The organism is Streptomyces sp. NBC_00249 (genome assembly GCF_026342355.1).
GTDB lineage: Bacteria > Actinomycetota > Actinomycetes > Streptomycetales > Streptomycetaceae > Streptomyces.
Genome location: NZ_JAPEMV010000007.1, coordinates 24,291 through 40,405 on the forward strand (window position 1 = coordinate 24,291; position 16,115 = coordinate 40,405).

Here is a 16,115-nt window from a genome sequence, read left to right on the forward strand (position 1 = left end):
ACCTGGGGGAACGCTCTCCACGCACCCTCCGGCAGTCATCAGGTGAGGCGGCCGCGCCGCGCGCCCGGAGGCGGACCGTCCCGGGCGCTGATAGGCTGGTACCCCGTGGACCGGTGGTCTGCCTGTGCGAATCAGGAGCCCCGAAACCGCAGCTTCGGCGCCCCCTGAGACCCTTCCGGATCTCCGCGGAACGGCGCCGGACGCACCTCACCTCGCGACCACGGGAGCCCCCTCTTGGCGATGCCGCCCAAATCCATGACGACCAAGCACATCTTCGTCACCGGGGGTGTCGCTTCGTCCCTCGGCAAGGGGCTGACGGCCTCCAGCCTGGGTGCGCTGCTGAAGGCGCGCGGCCTGCGGGTCACGATGCAGAAGCTCGACCCCTACCTGAACGTCGACCCCGGCACGATGAACCCCTTCCAGCACGGCGAGGTGTTCGTCACCAACGACGGCGCCGAGACCGACCTGGACATCGGTCACTACGAGCGCTTCCTCGACGTCGACCTCGACGGCTCGGCCAACGTCACCACCGGCCAGGTCTACTCGCAGGTCATCGCCAAGGAGCGGCGCGGCGAGTACCTCGGTGACACCGTGCAGGTCATCCCGCACATCACCAACGAGATCAAGCACCGCATCCGCCGCATGGCGACCGAGGACGTCGACGTCGTCATCACCGAGGTCGGCGGCACCGTCGGCGACATCGAGTCGCTGCCGTTCCTGGAGACCGTCCGCCAGGTCCGCCACGAGGTCGGCCGCGACAACGTCTTCGTCGTGCACATCTCGCTGCTGCCCTACATCGGCCCCTCCGGCGAGCTGAAGACCAAGCCCACCCAGCACTCGGTCGCGGCCCTGCGCAACATCGGCATCCAGCCCGACGCGATCGTGCTGCGCGCCGACCGTGACGTCCCCACCTCCATCAAGCGCAAGATCTCGCTGATGTGCGACGTGGACGAGGCGGCCGTGGTGGCGGCGATCGACGCCAAGTCGATCTACGACATCCCGAAGGTGCTGCACACCGAGGGCCTGGACGCGTACGTCGTCCGCAAGCTCGACCTGCCCTTCCGCGACGTCGACTGGACGGTGTGGGAGGACCTGCTGGACCGGGTCCACAACCCCGACCACGAGGTCAAGGTCGCGCTCGTCGGCAAGTACATCGACCTGCCCGACGCCTACCTGTCGGTGACCGAGGCGCTGCGCGCCGGCGGCTTCGCCAACAAGGCCCGCGTCCAGATCAAGTGGGTCACCTCCGACGACTGCAAGACCCCGGCGGGCGCCGCGGAGGTGCTCGGCGACGTGGACGCGATCTGCGTCCCCGGCGGCTTCGGCGACCGCGGTGTCAACGGCAAGGTCGGCGCGATCACCTACGCCCGCGAGAACAAGATCCCGCTGCTCGGCCTGTGCCTGGGCCTGCAGTGCGTGGTCATCGAGGCCGCGCGCAACCTCGCGGGCATCGAGGACGCGAACTCCACCGAGTTCGACGCCTCCACCCCGCACCCGGTGATCTCCACGATGGAGGAGCAGCTGGCCTTCGTCGAGGGCGCGGGCGACCTGGGCGGCACCATGCGCCTGGGCATGTACCCGGCGAAGCTCGCCGAGGGTTCGATCGTGCGCGAGGTCTACGGCGACCAGGCGTACGTCGACGAGCGCCACCGCCACCGCTACGAGGTCAACAACGCCTACCGCGGTGAACTGGAGAAGAAGGCCGGTCTGGTCTTCTCCGGCACCTCCCCGGACAACAAGCTCGTCGAGTACGTCGAGTACCCGCGCGAGGTCCACCCCTACCTGGTGGCCACCCAGGCCCACCCGGAGCTCCGCTCCCGCCCGACCCGGCCGCACCCGCTGTTCGCGGGCCTGGTCAAGGCCGCGGTGGAGCGCCAGCAGCAGCAGGGCTGACGCTCGGTAACGTAGACAGCCGGGGTACGGAGATCCGTACCCCGGCTGTCGCGCGTTGTGGAGGCAATTCGGCATGGGCATCGCCATCAAGGACACGTCGGAGACCTGGGAGACGCTGTCGACCCGGCGGCCCTTCCAGGGGGCGAAGACGGCCGTGGACTCCGACGAGGTACGGATGCCGGACGGCTCGGTGACCCGCCGCGACTACCAGGTCCACCCCGGCTCGGTGTGCGTGCTCGCGCTGGACGAGGCCGGACGGGTCCTGGTCCTGAGCCAGTACCGGCACCCGGTCCGGCGGCGGCTGTGGGAGCTCCCGGCCGGGCTGCTGGACGTCCCCGGGGAGAACCCGCTGCACGGGGCGCAGCGCGAGCTGTACGAGGAAGCCCACGTCAAGGCCGAGGACTGGCGGGTGCTCGCCGACTTCTACGCCTCGCCCGGCGGCTCCGACGAAGCCATCCGGATCTTCCTCGCGCGGGGGGTCGCGCACGCGGAGGGGGAGCGCTACGAGGACGCGGCGTCGGAGGAGGCCGACATGCAGCTGGAGTGGGTACCGCTCGCGGACCTGGTCCGCGGGGTCCTGGCGGGCGAACTCGGGAACCCGGGGCTGGTCACGGGGGTCCTCGCGCTCTCCGCGGCCCTGGCCTCCGAAGCGGGCCTCGACACCCTCCGCCCGGCCCTCGCCCCCTGGCCGGCCCGCCCGTACGAGTCGTAGCCCCACCGCTGGCTGCGGCGGGGCCGTAGTCCGTGTGCGGGCCGGTTGCCGGGGGCCAGCCCCCGGACCCCCGCTCCTCAATCGCCGGAGGGGCTGGATTTTGGCCGGCGTAGCCGTTCGTGTGCGGCTTTGCTGCCCGGAGGGCACTCCCAGCCTCGCCGGCGTTTGAGGCGCGGGCGCGGAGCGCCGTGTTGTGAGGCGCGCTCGGCGCGAAAGGTGCACCCACGGGCCCGGGCGTAGTCCGGTCCGCCGGACGCCGCCCCCAGCCTCGCCGGCGTTTGAGGCGGGAACGGTGGAAGGGTGGGTAGGGGACACCGCCCGCGCAGCGGTAACGGTCTGCAGGCGAAGGGCGGGCAGCGGCCATCCGGACCGGCCCCGCCCGGCCGCCGCCGGTCGGAGGCCGGCGCAGCGGGGCGAAGCCCGGGAAGCGCGCCAGGGCCGAGCCGCGCGAGGGGCGCGTTGAAAAACGTACGGTCCGCTGATCCGATCGGGCGATCTATGGGCCGCGCTCCACACGGACCGTCGCTCAGCGTGAACTACGCTCGGCAACCCGAAGGCAGGGAGAGGAGCGGATCCGTGACGGATTTCGTCGGGCGGCGGCGTGAGCTCAAGGAGCTGCGCGAGGACATCGCACGGACCGGGCTCGACACCCTTTCGGGCCGTAAGGCCAAGGCGCCCCGCGCACGGGTGCTGCTCGTCGCGGGGCGGCCCGGCTCCGGCCGGACGGCGCTCGCGGAGGCGTTCGTACGGGAGGTCGCGGGAGACTATCCCGACGGGCTGCTGCGGGTGCGGCTCACCGCACCCGGCGGGGAGCCCGTCGCCACCGAGCGGGCGGTGCGGACCCTGCTGGAGGGGCTCGGGCAGCCGACCCCGCCCGGCGCGGGTGAGGACGACCTGAGCGCCGCCCTGCGGGACGCGCTCGTCGGGCGGCGGGTGATCCTGCTCGTCGACGACGCCGCCGACCCGCACCAGGTCGACGCCCTGCTCCCGGACACCCCCGAGTGCCTGGTCGTCGTCACGGCCGAGGGCCCGCTCACGGGGATCCCGGACGTCCGCCCCTGCACCCTGGGCGGGCTCGACACCCACTCGGCCGTCGCGATGCTCAGCCGCCTCATCGGCGACACCCGCGTCGCGGTGGACCCGCGCGCCGCCGAGAGCCTGGCCGAGGAGTGCGGCGGGCAGCCGGCCGCGCTCGCCCTCGCCGGGGGCTGGCTCGCCGCCCACCCCAAGGCGGCCGTCGCCGACGTGGCCAAGCAGCTGCACGACATGCCCCCCGGCATCACCGGCCCGCTGGGCCGGACCTTCCGGCTGGTCTACGAGTCCCTCCCGCAGCCCGCCCAGCGCACCCTGCGGCTGCTGCCGCTCGCCCCGGCGGGGATCCTCGACTCGCACACCGCTTCGGCGCTCGCGGGATGCTCGGTGGCCGCGGCCCAGTCCACGCTGGAGGACTTCGCCGGGCTGGGCCTCGTACGTACCGCCCGCGACGGCCTGTTCCTCCTGCCCGGCTGCCTCGCGCCGATGCTCCAGGCCCTGCTGGAGGCCAAGGAGCGGCCCGCCGAGGTGCAGCTGGCGCGGGCCAGGATGCTGGAGCGGACCGTCCGGCTGCTGACCTCCTGCCGGGCCATGACGGAGGACGCCGAGGGGGACGAGGAGAGCGGCGACCGGCTGCGGGAGCGGCTGGACGGCATGCCGCGCGCCCTGCGCTTCCCCGACCGGCGGGCCGCCGCGACCTGGCTGGACACCCGGCTGCCGGCGCTCACCGCCTCGGCCGCCGTGGCGGTGGCGGACGGCGGGCTGGACACCCTGGCGCGCAGGCTGGTCGCCGCGCTGGTGCGGGCGCTGGCCGGGCACCGGGGCACCGCGGCCGCCGCCCCCGAGCTGTACGGGCTGCACCGGCTGGTCCTGGACGTGGCCGAGCGGCGGGACCTGCACCGCGAGCAGGCCGCCGCGCTGCTGAACCTGGCCGATCTGGACGCCGAGACCGGCCGCACGCAGGAGGCGCTGGAGCGTTACCGGGCCGCGCTGGTCGCGGGAAAGGCGGCGAAGGACCCGTACGCGACGGGCCGCGCGATGGAATCCGTAGGCGGCGCGTACATGGAGCTGGCGGACTGGCCGCGGGCCTCCGACTGGTTCGGCCGGGCGCTGTCCCAGGCCCTCGCGCGCGGGGAGCGTGCGGACGAGGCCAGGCTGTACGGGCGGCTCGGCAACGTGCACACCTACGCGGGCCGCTACGGGGAGGCCCTGCGCAGCTGGCGCGCGGCCGCCGCGGGCTACCGCAGGCTGGCCGATGTCCCGGGCCAGGCAAAGGCGTTGAGCGAGATGGCCCGGGTCCAGGAGTACGCCGGCCGGCCCGAGGAATCGCTGCACACCTGCCGCGAGGCGATCGAGCTCGCGCGCCGGGCCGGGGACCTGCGCCTTCAGGCCGCCCTGCAGGTGCGACTTGCCGACACGCTGGACCGTCTGGGTGACCCGGCGGCCGCCCGGCTGCACCGTTCGGCAGCCGACAGATTGCTGGGAGACGACCCCGCAGCCTGCGAAATCCGCAGTGGTTCGGACTGAGATTATTCGTTTGCAAGGCTAGACAGCGACTCATCCTTCATTAGACTGGCTTCACCACGTCATCCCGTGGTGCATCCCGTTGCGCGTTCTTGTGGGCGGGTATGTATGGAAGTGCCCCGTAATATCCCCTGAGCCAAGGACCGTGATCGACGATGAAGGTCGGCATCCCCCGCGAGGTCAAGAACAACGAGTTCCGGGTCGCCATCACGCCCGCCGGCGTGCATGAGCTGGTCCGTAACGGCCACCAGGTCTTCATCGAGCAGAACGCCGGTGTGGGCTCCTCGATCACGGACGCCGAGTACGTCTCGGCCGGCGCCGAGATCCTCGGCACCGCCGACGAGGTCTGGGCGACCGCTGACCTGCTGCTGAAGGTCAAGGAGCCGATCGCGGAGGAGTACCACCGCCTCCGCAAGGACCAGACCCTCTTCACCTACCTGCACCTGGCGGCCTCCCGCGAGTGCACGGACGCCCTGCTGGAGTCCGGCACCACCGCCATCGCGTACGAGACGGTCGAGCTCGCCAACCGCGCGCTGCCGCTGCTCGCCCCGATGTCCGAGGTCGCGGGCCGTCTGGCCCCGCAGGTCGGCGCCTACCACCTGATGCGCTCGGCCGGCGGCCGCGGCGTCCTCCCGGGCGGTGTCCCCGGCACCCACGCCGGCGAGTGCGTGGTCATCGGCGGCGGCGTCTCCGGCTGGAACGCCGCGCAGATCGCCATCGGCATGGGCTTCCACGTGACCCTGCTCGACCGCGACATCAACAAGCTCCGTGAGGCCGACAAGATCTTCGGCACGAAGATCAAGACGATCGTCTCCAACGCCTACGAGCTGGAGAAGGCCGTCGTCGAGGCCGACCTCGTCATCGGCGCGGTGCTGATCCCGGGTGCGAAGGCCCCGAAGCTGGTCACCAACGAGCTCGTCGCCAAGATGAAGCCCGGAAGTGTCCTTGTCGACATTGCGATCGACCAGGGCGGCTGCTTCGAGGACTCCCGTCCGACCACCCACGCCGAGCCGACCTTCCAGGTCCACAACTCGGTCTTCTACTGCGTCGCCAACATGCCGGGCGCGGTGCCGAACACCTCCACCTACGCGCTGACGAACGCGACCCTGCCCTACATCGTGCAGCTCGCGAACCTCGGCTGGGTCGAGGCGCTGCGTCGTGACCCGGCGCTCGGTCTGGGCCTCAACACCCATGACGGCCAGGTCGTTTACGGTCCGGTCGCCGAGGCCCACGGCCTGCAGACCCTCGAGCTGAGCACGCTGCTCGGCTGAGTCGTCAACGACTGACGTCAATCTCACGTATCCGGCCGGACCTTGCCCGCAAGGTCCGGCCGGAGGCGTTTGCGGGGCGGCCCGGGACCCCGCTCAACTCGCCTCGAACGTAACCCTTTAACCCTTTCGCACACCCGCGAAACTTCGCGGCGACAGCTCGCACGCCCTTGACAGAGTGGTGTTCGGTTGCCGACACATCGTGCCGGGTCCGGCGGATTGTGTTGCCGCTGGGCGGTGACACGCCATAGAGTCGCCAACCGTCGGCATGGTGCAACGCTGACCTATCGATAAGTGTCCTGGTCACGTCCGAGGAGGTAAGACGACTTGTGAATGAGTCGACATTTGCTCCTGGGGGTGGTCGAGCAGGGACGCCTGAGCGAGGTCAAGGACCCGCCGGGCTCGAAGCTGTCGGCTCCGTCGCAGTCCGCACCTTCGCAAACCACCAGCACATGACGACGCCCCAAAAGAGCATGGACGGCCTAGACGTGAACTCCAGGGCCGGCGACCTGAGCGGCGAAAAGCCCACTGGTTTCGCCGACTACGACAACGTGCCCGAAGGGCACTTCTACGACCCCGACGCGGAGTACGAACCGGACCCCGAGTACGCGGCCACCCTCGCCCCCGACGCTGCCCGCCAGCGCCGCGAGCGGATCGGCCCGACCGGACGCCCGCTCCCGTACTTCCCGATCCCGGGTCCGCTGACCGACCACGGTCCGGCGAAGATCATCGCGATGTGCAACCAGAAGGGCGGCGTGGGCAAGACCACGTCGACCATCAACCTGGGTGCCGCGCTCGCCGAGTACGGGCGCCGCGTGCTGCTCGTCGACTTCGACCCGCAGGGCGCGCTGTCCGTGGGCCTCGGCGTGAACCCGATGGAACTCGACCTGACGGTCTACAACCTGCTCATGGAGCGGGGCATGTCGGCCGACGAGGTGCTGCTCAAGACCGCGGTCCCCAACATGGACCTGCTGCCGAGCAACATCGACCTGTCCGCCGCCGAAGTGCAGTTGGTCAGCGAGGTCGCGCGCGAGTCGACGCTCCAGCGGGCGCTGAAGCCGCTGATGGCCGACTACGACTACATCGTGATCGACTGTCAGCCCTCGCTCGGCCTGCTGACCGTGAACGCCCTGACGGCGGCTCACAAGGTCATCGTCCCGCTGGAATGCGAGTTCTTCGCACTGCGCGGGGTGGCCCTGCTGACCGAGACCATCGAGAAGGTGCAGGAGCGGCTCAACCCCGAGCTGGAGCTCGACGGCATCCTCGCCACGATGTACGACTCCCGCACGGTGCACAGCCGCGAAGTGCTGGCGCGGGTCGTCGAGGCCTTCGACGACCACGTCTACCACACGGTCATCGGCCGGACGGTGCGCTTCCCGGAGACCACGGTCGCCGGCGAGCCGATCACCACGTACGCGTCCAACTCCGTCGGCGCCGCCGCCTACCGCCAGCTGGCCAGGGAGGTGCTCGCCCGGTGTCCCGCCGAGTGAGTCTGCCCGGAGCCGACGAACTGTTCCGTACGACCGGGGGGACGGCCCTCCAGTCGTCCTCGCCCCGGCGGGGCGCCGACGAGGCGCCGGCCGGCGGTACGGAGCACACGGCCGCCCCGGCGGACAGCACGGCGCGGACCACGGGCGACGGCCGCGGCCGGGAGGCGGCGGGCGAGCCCGCGGTGGGCGCGCAGCGCAGGCCGCAGGAAGGTTCTGCCACCGCCGCCGGGGCTTCCTCGCCCCGGTCCGGCAAGGGGCAGGGCCGGGGCGCGAACCGGCGGCCCAGCGGGCGCGAACGGCACGACGAGAAGATCACGGTCTACGTCTCCGCGGAGGAGCTCATGGACCTCGAGCACGCCCGGCTGGTGCTCCGCGGGGAGCACGGCCTCGCCGTCGACCGGGGCCGCATCGTCCGCGAGGCGGTGGCGGTGGTCCTCGCGGACCTGGAGTCCCGCGGCGACGCGAGCATCCTGGTCCGCCGCCTGCGCGGGCGCTAGCCGCGCCTTCTTCACGCGCCCGCTGCACCGGACTCCGTCCGGCGAGCCCTGGGCGGGGCGGGCCCGGCCGGGGCCATCGGGTCACCTGCGGGTGCTGTGCTGCTGCGCGGAGCGTTCCCCTACCCGCCCTTCCTCCGTTCCCGCCCTCAGCCGCCGGGCGCGGCTACGGACACGGCGCTCCGCGCCCGCGCCTCAAACGCCGGCGGGGCTGGATTTTCCGGCCCCGCGCAGCGGCACCCGCGCGGCCGCCCGGGTAGGGCCCAGAGACGGCCTAGGCTGCCAGTGGCCGCTCGGCCGAGATTCCGTACCACCCTGGACCGCGATGCCCCCGAACGAAGACGCCGCCCGCCCGGCCCGCCGGAGCCTGGGACGAGGCCCAGGGGTGGGCCAGGAGGCCGCTGAGGCGCCCGCTGCGGCCCGCGAGCCGGCCGGGAGCGGGCAGGAGGCCGGGACGGCCCCTCAGGCCCCTGGCGGGCCGACTGGGGTCACCGCAGGGCCCGCCGCAGCACCGGACCCGTCCGCCGGTACCCCGCCCCCCGCCGGAGGGGACGGGCGGTTCACGTTGCGGTTGGAGAACTTCGAGGGGCCCTTCGACCTGCTGCTCCAGTTGATCTCGCGGCACAAGCTCGACGTCACCGAGGTCGCGCTGTCCAAGGTCACCGACGAGTTCATGGCCCACATCCGGGCCATGGGCCCCGACTGGGACCTCGACCAGACCACCGAGTTCCTCGTGGTGGCCGCGACGCTGCTCGACCTGAAGGCCGCCCGGCTGCTGCCCACCGCCGAGGTCGAGGACGAGGCCGACCTCGCCCTGCTGGAGGCGCGGGACGTGCTCTTCGCGCGGCTGCTCGCGTACAAGGCGTTCAAGCAGGTCGCCGAGCTCTTCGGGCTCCGCGCCGAGCAGGAGGGCCGGCGCTACCCCCGTACCGTCGGCCTGGAGCCCCACCACGCCGACCTGCTGCCCGAGGTGGTCATCAGCATCGGCGCGGAAGGTTTCGCCCGCCTCGCCGCGCGGGCCATGCAGCCCCGGGCAGCGCCCCAGGTCTACGTGGACCACATCCACGCCCCGCTCGTCAGCGTGCGCGAGCAGGCCGGGCTGGTCGTACGCCTGCTCAAGGCGCGCGGCGAGGCCACCTTCCAGGAGCTGACCGAGGACGCCCCGGACACCCTCACCGTCGTCGCCCGCTTCCTGGCGCTCCTGGAGCTCTACCGGGAGAAGGCGGTGGTCCTGGACCAGGAGCGGGCCCTGGAGACGCTCACGGTGCGCTGGAGCGGCGGGGACGGGGACGGGATGCCGAAGGTGACGGACGAGTTCGACCAGGTCGTGGAGGCAGGCGAATGACGCAGGCGCGGACGCTGGAACTGAAGGGCGCCCTGGAGGCCGTCCTGATGGTGGTCGACGAGCCCGCGACGGTGGAGCACCTCGCCAAGGTGCTGGAGCGCACCCCGCGCGAGGTCGCCGGGGCCCTCGCCGAGCTCGCCGACGAGTACACGGCCCAGCGCCGCGGCTTCGAGCTGCGGGTGGTCGCCGGGGGCTGGCGGTTCTACACCCGGCCCGAGTACGCGCAGGCCGTCGAGGCCTTCGTCCTGGACGGCCAGCACGCCCGGCTCACCCAGGCGGCGCTGGAGACCCTGGCGGTCGTCGCGTACCGCCAGCCGGTCAGCCGTTCGCGGGTCTCGGCGGTCCGCGGAGTCAACTGCGACGGGGTCATGCGGACCCTCCTGCAGAGGGGTCTGGTGGCCGAGGCGGGGACGGAACCCGAAACAGGTGCGATCCTGTACAGGACGACGAACTACTTTCTGGAGCGTATGGGCCTACGAGGCCTGGACGAGCTCCCGGAGCTCGCGCCCTTCCTCCCCGAGGCGGACGCGATCGAAGCCGAGACGCAAGAAGGTGTGCCGTCGTTCGATCCGGACGCACCCGATGCCCCGGACACGTACGTAGACGACGACAAGACGACGGAACTTTGATGCGAAGCAGCGGCAACGGCAACGGTGGCGGCAACAGGAACAGCGGCGGCGGTGGCGGCGGACGCGGTAACTCCCGCGGCGGCAGCTCCTCCGGCGGCGGCGGTGGCTACCGCGGCGGCGGCTCCGGCGGTGGCAGCGGCTCGGGCGGCGGCTACCGCGGCGGCTCCGGCGGCGGTGGCGGCTCGCGCGGCGGCTCCGGCGGCGGCGCCCGCGGCGGCAGCTCCTCCGGCGGCGGCTACCGCTCCGGCGGCGGCTCCTCCAGCGGTGGCGGCTACCAGGGCGGCGGCTACCAGGGCGGCGGCTCCGACCGTGACCGCGAGCCCGCGCCCCGCATCCGCAACCCGCGCCCCGAGGAGCGTCGCTACGACGTGGGCCCCGAGGGCGAGCGCAACGGCCGCGGCGGAGCCAAGGCGGGCGGCGGCGGTGCCCGTGGCGCGGGCGACGGCAACCGTGGCGGCGGTGCCCGCGGCGCCGCGGCGCGCGGTGGCGCCAAGGGCGGCCCCAAGACCTCCAGGACCCCCGGCATCGGCGGGGCGGGCGGCCCCCGCATCGGCCCCGGCAGCCGCAGCGGCCAGTCCAAGCCGCGCGAGCTGGAGGCGCGGATCGAGGAGCGCGTGCGCGACCGGTACGCCGACAAGCCCGTGATCAAGACCCCGAAGACCTTCCCGGGTGCCGAGGAGGAGGGCGAGCGCCTGCAGAAGGTGCTGGCCCGTGCCGGCATGGGCTCGCGCCGCGCGTGCGAGGAGCTCATCGAGCAGGCCCGCGTCGAGGTCAACGGCGAGATCGTCCTGGAGCAGGGCAAGCGCGTGAAGCCCTCGGACGAGATCAAGGTGGACGGCCTGACCGTCGCCACCCAGTCGTACCTGTTCTTCGCGCTGAACAAGCCGGCCGGCGTCGTCTCCACCATGGAGGACCCGGACGGCCGCCAGTGCCTGGGCGACTACGTCACCAACCGTGAGACGCGTCTCTTCCACGTCGGCCGCCTCGACACCGAGACCGAGGGCATCATCCTCCTCACCAACCACGGTGAGCTGGCCCACCGCCTCACGCACCCGAAGTACGGCGTGAAGAAGACGTACGTCGCCGCGATCACCGGCCCGCTGCCCCGCGACATCGGCAAGCGCCTCAAGGACGGCATCGAGCTGGAGGACGGCTACGCCCGCGCCGACCACTTCCGCGTCGTCGACCAGCTCGGCAAGAACTACCTGGTCGAGGTGACCCTCCACGAGGGCCGCAAGCACATCGTGCGCCGCATGCTGGCCGAGGCGGGCTTCCCCGTCGAGAAGCTGGTGCGGACCTCCTTCGGCCCGATCGAGCTCGGCGACCAGAAGTCCGGCTGGCTGCGCCGCCTGACGAACACCGAGGTCGGCATGCTCATGCGCGAGGTCGGCCTGTAGTCCCCGGCCCCCCCGGCCCTTCCCGGGCCACCCGCAGTACCCCAGAAAGCCCGCGGTGCCTCCGGCGCCGCGGGCTTTCCCCTTGTCCGGCGGCCCCGCCCCTGTTTATAGTCAAGCTGACTATTAAAGGGACGGGGGCCGTCATGGGCTGGAGTACGAGCTGGACCGAGATCCTCGGTTTCGCCACGGGAGCCGTGTGCGTCTGGCTGGTGGCCCGCCAGCACATCGCGAACTGGCCGGTCGGCATCGCCAACAACGTCTTCTTCATCGTGCTGTTCACCCAGGCCGGCCTCTACGCCGACGCCGGGCTCCAGATCGTCTTCATCGCCCTCGCCGCGTACGGCTGGTGGTCCTGGACCCACGGGGGTGGACCAGGCACCGCCGAGGCCCTGCCGGTGCGCCGCACCACGCGCGCCGAATGGGCCTGGCTGCTCGTGGCGGGGGCGGTGGGGGTCGTCGCCCTCACCCTGCTGCTGGGCCGGGTCACCGACTCCACCGTCCCCTTCTGGGACGCCCTCACCACCGGGCTCTCCCTCACCGCCACCTACGGGCAGTGCCGCAAGCTCCTGGAGTCCTGGTGGCTGTGGATCGCCGCCGACCTCGTTTACGTCCCGCTGTACGCCTACAAGGGCCTGTACCTCACCGCGGTCCTCTACCTCGCCTTCCTCGCCCTGTGCGTGGCCGGCCTGGCCAACTGGCGGCGTACGCTCCCCGCCGCCGGCGCCCGTACGGCCCTCGGAGCGACGGCATGACCGGGGACAGGGGCGGCAAGCGCTACGGGCACGGGCTGGTGCTCGGCAAGTTCTACCCGCCGCACGCCGGGCACCACCACCTGGTGCGCACCGCCCAGGACCAGTGCGAACGGCTGACCGTGCTGGTGTGCGCCGCCTCCGTGGAGTCGGTGCCGCTCGCCGACCGGGTCGCCTGGATGCGCGAGGAGCACCCCGGGGCGCAGGTCGTCGGAGCCGTCGACGACGTCCCCGTGGACCTCCACGACCCCGCGGTCTGGGAGGCGCACATGGCGATCTTCCGGCGGGCGGTGGGCCGGCGCGTGGACGCCGTCTTCACCTCCGAGGAGTACGGAGGCGAACTCGCCCGGCGCTTCGGCGCCGAGGAGGTCTGCGTGGACCGGGCCCGCACCCTCTTCCCCGTGTCCGGGACCGCCGTCCGCGCGGACCCGGCCGCCTGCTGGGAGTTCCTGGGGCCCGCCGTACGGGCCGCCCTGACCCGGCGGGTCGTCGTCCTCGGCGCCGAGTCCACCGGCACCACCACCCTGTCGCGCGAGCTGGCCGCCCACTACCGGCGGCGCGGGGGCGTCTGGGCGAAGACGGGCTGGGTCGCCGAGTACGGGCGCGAGTACAGCGAGGAGAAGCTCGCCGCGGCCCGCGCCGCCGAGCCCTCGGCCTCCTGGGCGGACGTGGCCTTCACCTCGGGGGAGTTCCCGGTGATCGCCCGCCGCCAGGACGCGGCCGAGGAGCGGGCCGCCCGGCTGGGCTCGCCGGTGCTGTTCTGCGACACCGACTCCTTCGCGACCGGCATCTGGCACGAGCGGTACACGGGGAGCCGCAACCGGGAGGTGGAGAAGATCGCCCGGCGGACCCGGCGGGACCTGTACCTGCTGACCGACGACACCGACGTGCCCTTCGAGGACGACGGACTGCGCGACCAGCCGCAGCTCAGACCCTGGATGACCGCCCGCTTCCGACGGGAACTCGCCGCCACCGGCAGGCGTTTCCTGCTCGTGAGCGGGGCCCGGCGCACCCGGCTGGAGACGGCCGTCGCCGCCGTCGACGGCCTGCTGGCCGAGGGCTGGCAGTTCGCGGCGCCGCTCCCGGAGCGGCGATGAGCCGCGCCGCGGCCGGGGGCTACGACCCGCACGCCTTCGAGCCGTTCGCGGTGACCGCCGACCTCGCCGTCCTCACCGTGCGCGGCGGCGCCCTGCACGTCCTGCTGATCCGGCGCGGGCAGGACCCGTACACCGGCGCCTGGGCCCTGCCCGGCGGCTTCGTCCTGCCCCGGGAGTCCGCCGAGACGGCGGCCCGCCGGGAACTCGCCGAGGAGACCGGCCTGGCGCCCGGCCTGGTCGCCGGCCTGCACCTGGAACAGCTGCGCACCTACAGCGAACCGGACCGGGACCCCCGGATGCGGGTGGTTTCGGTGGCCTTCACCGCGCTCGTCCCGGACATGCCCGAACCGGCGGCCGGGGGCGGCGGCGACGCCGACGGGGCCCGCTGGGTCCCCGTGGGGGAGGCCGGGCGGCTGGCCTTCGACCACTCCGTGATCCTGGCCGACGCCCGCGAGCGGGTCGGCGCGAAGCTGGAGTACAGCTGCCTGGCCACCGCCTTCTGCCCGCCCCAGTTCACCCTCGGCGAGCTCCAGGCCGTCTACGAGACCGTCTGGGACACCGCCCTGGACCGGCCCAACTTCCGCCGCAAGGTCCTCGCCACCCCCGGGTTCGTCGAAGCCGTACCCGGGGCCGCCCGGCTGACCGGCGGCCGCGGCAAACCCGCCGCGCTCTACCGGGCCGGACCGGCGACCGCCCTCCACCCGCCCCTGCTCCGTCCGCCCCTGCTCCGCCCCTCGGAAGGATCCGTACGATGACCACCACCACCAAGCGAGCGGCGACGGGCGCCCTGATCGGCCTGGCCCTCGGGGACGCCCTCGGCTTCCCCACCGAGTTCAACGACGTCCCCGCGATCCTCGCCAAGACCGGCCCCTGGCGGGAGATGAAACTGCCCCGCCCGGCGATCGTCACCGACGACACCCAGATGACCCTGGCCCTGGCGCGCGGGATACGCACCGCCGCCCAGCGCGGCCCCCTCGCCCCACTGCGCCTGACCCGGCCGGTCCGCGAGGAGTTCGTCGACTGGTACCACTCCCCGGAGAACAACCGCGCCCCCGGCAACACCTGCCTGCGGGCCTGCCACCTGCTGGACCGGCCCGAGCGGGACTGGCACGACGCCAGCCAGACCGCCTCCAAGGGCTGCGGAGCCAACATGCGCGTGGTGCCGGTCGGCCTCGTCCCCGGCTGGAGCGACGAGCAGCGCGCGGGCGCCGCCCAGCTCCAGTCGGCCCTGACCCACGGCCACCCCACCGCCCTGGCCGCCTCCGACCTGACGGCGCGGGCCGTCCGCCTCCTGGCGCGGGGCACCGAGGTCACCGGCCTCGTCGGGCAGCTGCGCTCGTACGCCCTGGAGAACCGCACCCGCTACCACGAGCTCTGGCTCGGCGACCTCTGGCAGCGCACCGGCTGCGACGCGAGCCCGGAGTCCTACATCGCCCGGGGCTGGGACGAATGCCTGACCGCCCTGGACCGGCTCGCGGCCGCCCTGCGCACCCCGTCCCCGGAGACCGACCCCTGCCTGGCCACCGGCGACGGCTGGATCGCCGAAGAGGCCCTGGCCACCGCCCTGCACTGCTTCCTGCTCTTCCCCGACGAGCCGCTGCTCGCCCTGCGCCGCGCGGCCTGCACCGCCGGCGACTCCGACTCGATCGCCTGCCTGGCCGGCGCCTTCGCGGGCGCCCACCTCGGCGCGGACGCCTGGCCCCGCGACTGGGAGGGCCGCATCGAGTACCGCGCGGAACTCCTCACCTTCGGCGCCCTCTGGGACGAGAACTAGACCGGCTCGGCCGGACTAGCGCGCCGAGGCCCGGCGGGTGCGCAGCAGGAAGTCCTCGACGCGGGCGTGGTCCGGCTCCGCGGGGAGGGGGCTCGCGGTCAACGCCGCGTCCGCCTCATCCGTGAGCCGGGTCATCCAGGCGTCCGCCTCCGCCCAGGACACCTCACCGCGCCGCACCGCCAGGAGGCGGTCGCGGTCCGGGCCGACGTCGACCGTCAGGACGCCCGTGCGCAGCAGGTCGCGGCAGGAGCCGAGCAGCCGCAGCAGGTGCATCGCGTGCTTCCAGCGCGGGGCGCCGTGCAGCCGGACGTCCGCGAGGAGCTTGCCGTGCTGGCCGGCCGCGTAGCGGGTGAAGGTGGTGTGGGCCCGGCGGGAGAGGAAGGCGCCGCGCAGGGACAGGAGTTCCTCCCCGGCCGGGGAGACCCGCTCCACCAGGGGGGAGTGCAGGCACTCCAGGATGTTGGGGTTGGCGCGCAGGGCCAGTTCGCAGAAGCGCTCCAGCTCCCAGGAGAACTCCTCGTCCCGGGGCCCCTCGACATGTGTCGGCGGCTTCTCGAACCGCCAGAACAGGGGCGTCGGGGCGAGGAAGACACCGCGCCGGTCGGTGTCGCTCGCCTCCGTCGCCAGGCCGAAGGCACGGGAGCCCGTCACGCAGGAGTAGATCGTGTGGTCCCGCACCAGGGTGAGATCGTCCATCCCGGGAGCCTAGGC

The 16,115-nt window shown here is 73.0% G+C and carries 14 protein-coding genes; 13 read left to right on the forward strand and 1 reads right to left on the reverse strand.

Annotated features, from left to right (window positions below):
• The first annotated feature begins 240 nt into the window (after positions 1–240).
• From OOK31_RS27435 to OOK31_RS27495, 13 genes are all read left to right on the forward strand, one after another.
• Positions 241–1,893 carry a CTP synthase gene (locus tag OOK31_RS27435; protein WP_267090046.1) on the forward strand — a complete coding sequence of 551 codons (1,653 nt, stop codon included), beginning with the start codon at positions 241–243 and terminating at the stop codon, positions 1,891–1,893.
• A gap of 79 nt (positions 1,894–1,972) precedes the next feature.
• Positions 1,973–2,605 (forward strand): NUDIX hydrolase, encoded by a 633-nt coding sequence (locus OOK31_RS27440; protein WP_267090437.1) that lies wholly within the window; start codon positions 1,973–1,975, stop codon positions 2,603–2,605.
• A 498-nt stretch (positions 2,606–3,103) separates the two neighbouring features.
• Complete coding sequence (locus tag OOK31_RS27445; RefSeq protein ID WP_267090047.1) at positions 3,104–5,164, forward strand: AAA family ATPase; 2,061 nt, start codon at positions 3,104–3,106, stop codon at positions 5,162–5,164.
• Positions 5,165–5,316: 152 nt separating this feature from the next.
• Positions 5,317–6,432, forward strand: coding sequence for an alanine dehydrogenase (gene ald / locus OOK31_RS27450; RefSeq protein ID WP_267090048.1), 1,116 nt, complete (start codon positions 5,317–5,319; stop codon positions 6,430–6,432).
• Between the two features lie 449 nt (positions 6,433–6,881).
• Positions 6,882–7,919 (forward strand): ParA family protein, encoded by a 1,038-nt coding sequence (locus OOK31_RS27455; RefSeq protein WP_267090049.1) that lies wholly within the window; start codon positions 6,882–6,884, stop codon positions 7,917–7,919.
• Entirely contained in the window at positions 7,904–8,416 is a 513-nt protein-coding gene (locus OOK31_RS27460) for a hypothetical protein (RefSeq protein ID WP_267090050.1), read from the forward strand. Before OOK31_RS27455 ends, OOK31_RS27460 begins: the two co-directional genes overlap by 16 nt.
• 322 nt (positions 8,417–8,738) lie before the next feature.
• Positions 8,739–9,758 carry a ScpA family protein gene (locus OOK31_RS27465; RefSeq protein WP_267090051.1) on the forward strand — a complete coding sequence of 340 codons (1,020 nt, stop codon included), beginning with the start codon at positions 8,739–8,741 and terminating at the stop codon, positions 9,756–9,758.
• Positions 9,755–10,387 (forward strand): SMC-Scp complex subunit ScpB, encoded by a 633-nt coding sequence (gene scpB / locus OOK31_RS27470; RefSeq protein ID WP_267090052.1) that lies wholly within the window; start codon positions 9,755–9,757, stop codon positions 10,385–10,387. The genes OOK31_RS27465 and scpB overlap by 4 nt, the downstream gene beginning before the upstream one ends.
• Positions 10,387–11,784 (forward strand): pseudouridine synthase, encoded by a 1,398-nt coding sequence (locus OOK31_RS27475; RefSeq protein WP_267090053.1) that lies wholly within the window; start codon positions 10,387–10,389, stop codon positions 11,782–11,784. Before scpB ends, OOK31_RS27475 begins: the two co-directional genes overlap by 1 nt.
• A gap of 143 nt (positions 11,785–11,927) precedes the next feature.
• Entirely contained in the window at positions 11,928–12,536 is a 609-nt protein-coding gene (pnuC, locus tag OOK31_RS27480; protein WP_267090054.1) for a nicotinamide riboside transporter PnuC, read from the forward strand.
• Positions 12,533–13,630, forward strand: a complete 1,098-nt coding sequence (locus OOK31_RS27485; RefSeq protein WP_267090055.1) for an AAA family ATPase — start codon at positions 12,533–12,535, stop codon at positions 13,628–13,630. The genes pnuC and OOK31_RS27485 overlap by 4 nt, the downstream gene beginning before the upstream one ends.
• On the forward strand, positions 13,627–14,385 hold the full coding sequence (locus tag OOK31_RS27490) for an NUDIX domain-containing protein (protein WP_267090056.1): 759 nt from the start codon (positions 13,627–13,629) through the stop codon (positions 14,383–14,385). Before OOK31_RS27485 ends, OOK31_RS27490 begins: the two co-directional genes overlap by 4 nt.
• Complete coding sequence (locus OOK31_RS27495; RefSeq protein WP_267090057.1) at positions 14,382–15,404, forward strand: ADP-ribosylglycohydrolase family protein; 1,023 nt, start codon at positions 14,382–14,384, stop codon at positions 15,402–15,404. Before OOK31_RS27490 ends, OOK31_RS27495 begins: the two co-directional genes overlap by 4 nt.
• A gap of 15 nt (positions 15,405–15,419) precedes the next feature.
• Here OOK31_RS27495 and OOK31_RS27500 read toward each other — a convergent pair whose 3' ends face one another.
• Positions 15,420–16,100: a nucleotidyltransferase domain-containing protein gene (locus OOK31_RS27500; protein WP_267090058.1), complete on the reverse strand. Its 681-nt coding sequence runs from the start codon at positions 16,098–16,100 to the stop codon at positions 15,420–15,422.
• Positions 16,101–16,115: the final 15 nt, after the last annotated feature.

What these genes read in the sequence shown, in the direction of transcription:
- OOK31_RS27435 (WP_267090046.1), top strand. Translation starts at nt 241, where the DNA reads ATGCCGCCCAAATCCATGACGACCAAGCACATCTTCGTCACCGGGGGT.
- OOK31_RS27445 (WP_267090047.1), top strand. Translation starts at nt 3,104, where the DNA reads ATGGGCCGCGCTCCACACGGACCGTCGCTCAGCGTGAACTACGCTCGG.
- ald (WP_267090048.1), top strand. Translation starts at nt 5,317, where the DNA reads ATGAAGGTCGGCATCCCCCGCGAGGTCAAGAACAACGAGTTCCGGGTC.
- OOK31_RS27455 (WP_267090049.1), top strand. Translation starts at nt 6,882, where the DNA reads ATGACGACGCCCCAAAAGAGCATGGACGGCCTAGACGTGAACTCCAGG.
- OOK31_RS27465 (WP_267090051.1), top strand. Translation starts at nt 8,739, where the DNA reads ATGCCCCCGAACGAAGACGCCGCCCGCCCGGCCCGCCGGAGCCTGGGA.
- scpB (WP_267090052.1), top strand. Translation starts at nt 9,755, where the DNA reads ATGACGCAGGCGCGGACGCTGGAACTGAAGGGCGCCCTGGAGGCCGTC.
- OOK31_RS27475 (WP_267090053.1), top strand. Translation starts at nt 10,387, where the DNA reads ATGCGAAGCAGCGGCAACGGCAACGGTGGCGGCAACAGGAACAGCGGC.
- pnuC (WP_267090054.1), top strand. Translation starts at nt 11,928, where the DNA reads ATGGGCTGGAGTACGAGCTGGACCGAGATCCTCGGTTTCGCCACGGGA.
- OOK31_RS27485 (WP_267090055.1), top strand. Translation starts at nt 12,533, where the DNA reads ATGACCGGGGACAGGGGCGGCAAGCGCTACGGGCACGGGCTGGTGCTC.
- OOK31_RS27490 (WP_267090056.1), top strand. Translation starts at nt 13,627, where the DNA reads ATGAGCCGCGCCGCGGCCGGGGGCTACGACCCGCACGCCTTCGAGCCG.
- OOK31_RS27495 (WP_267090057.1), top strand. Translation starts at nt 14,382, where the DNA reads ATGACCACCACCACCAAGCGAGCGGCGACGGGCGCCCTGATCGGCCTG.
- OOK31_RS27500 (WP_267090058.1), bottom strand. Translation starts at nt 16,100, where the DNA reads ATGGACGATCTCACCCTGGTGCGGGACCACACGATCTACTCCTGCGTG.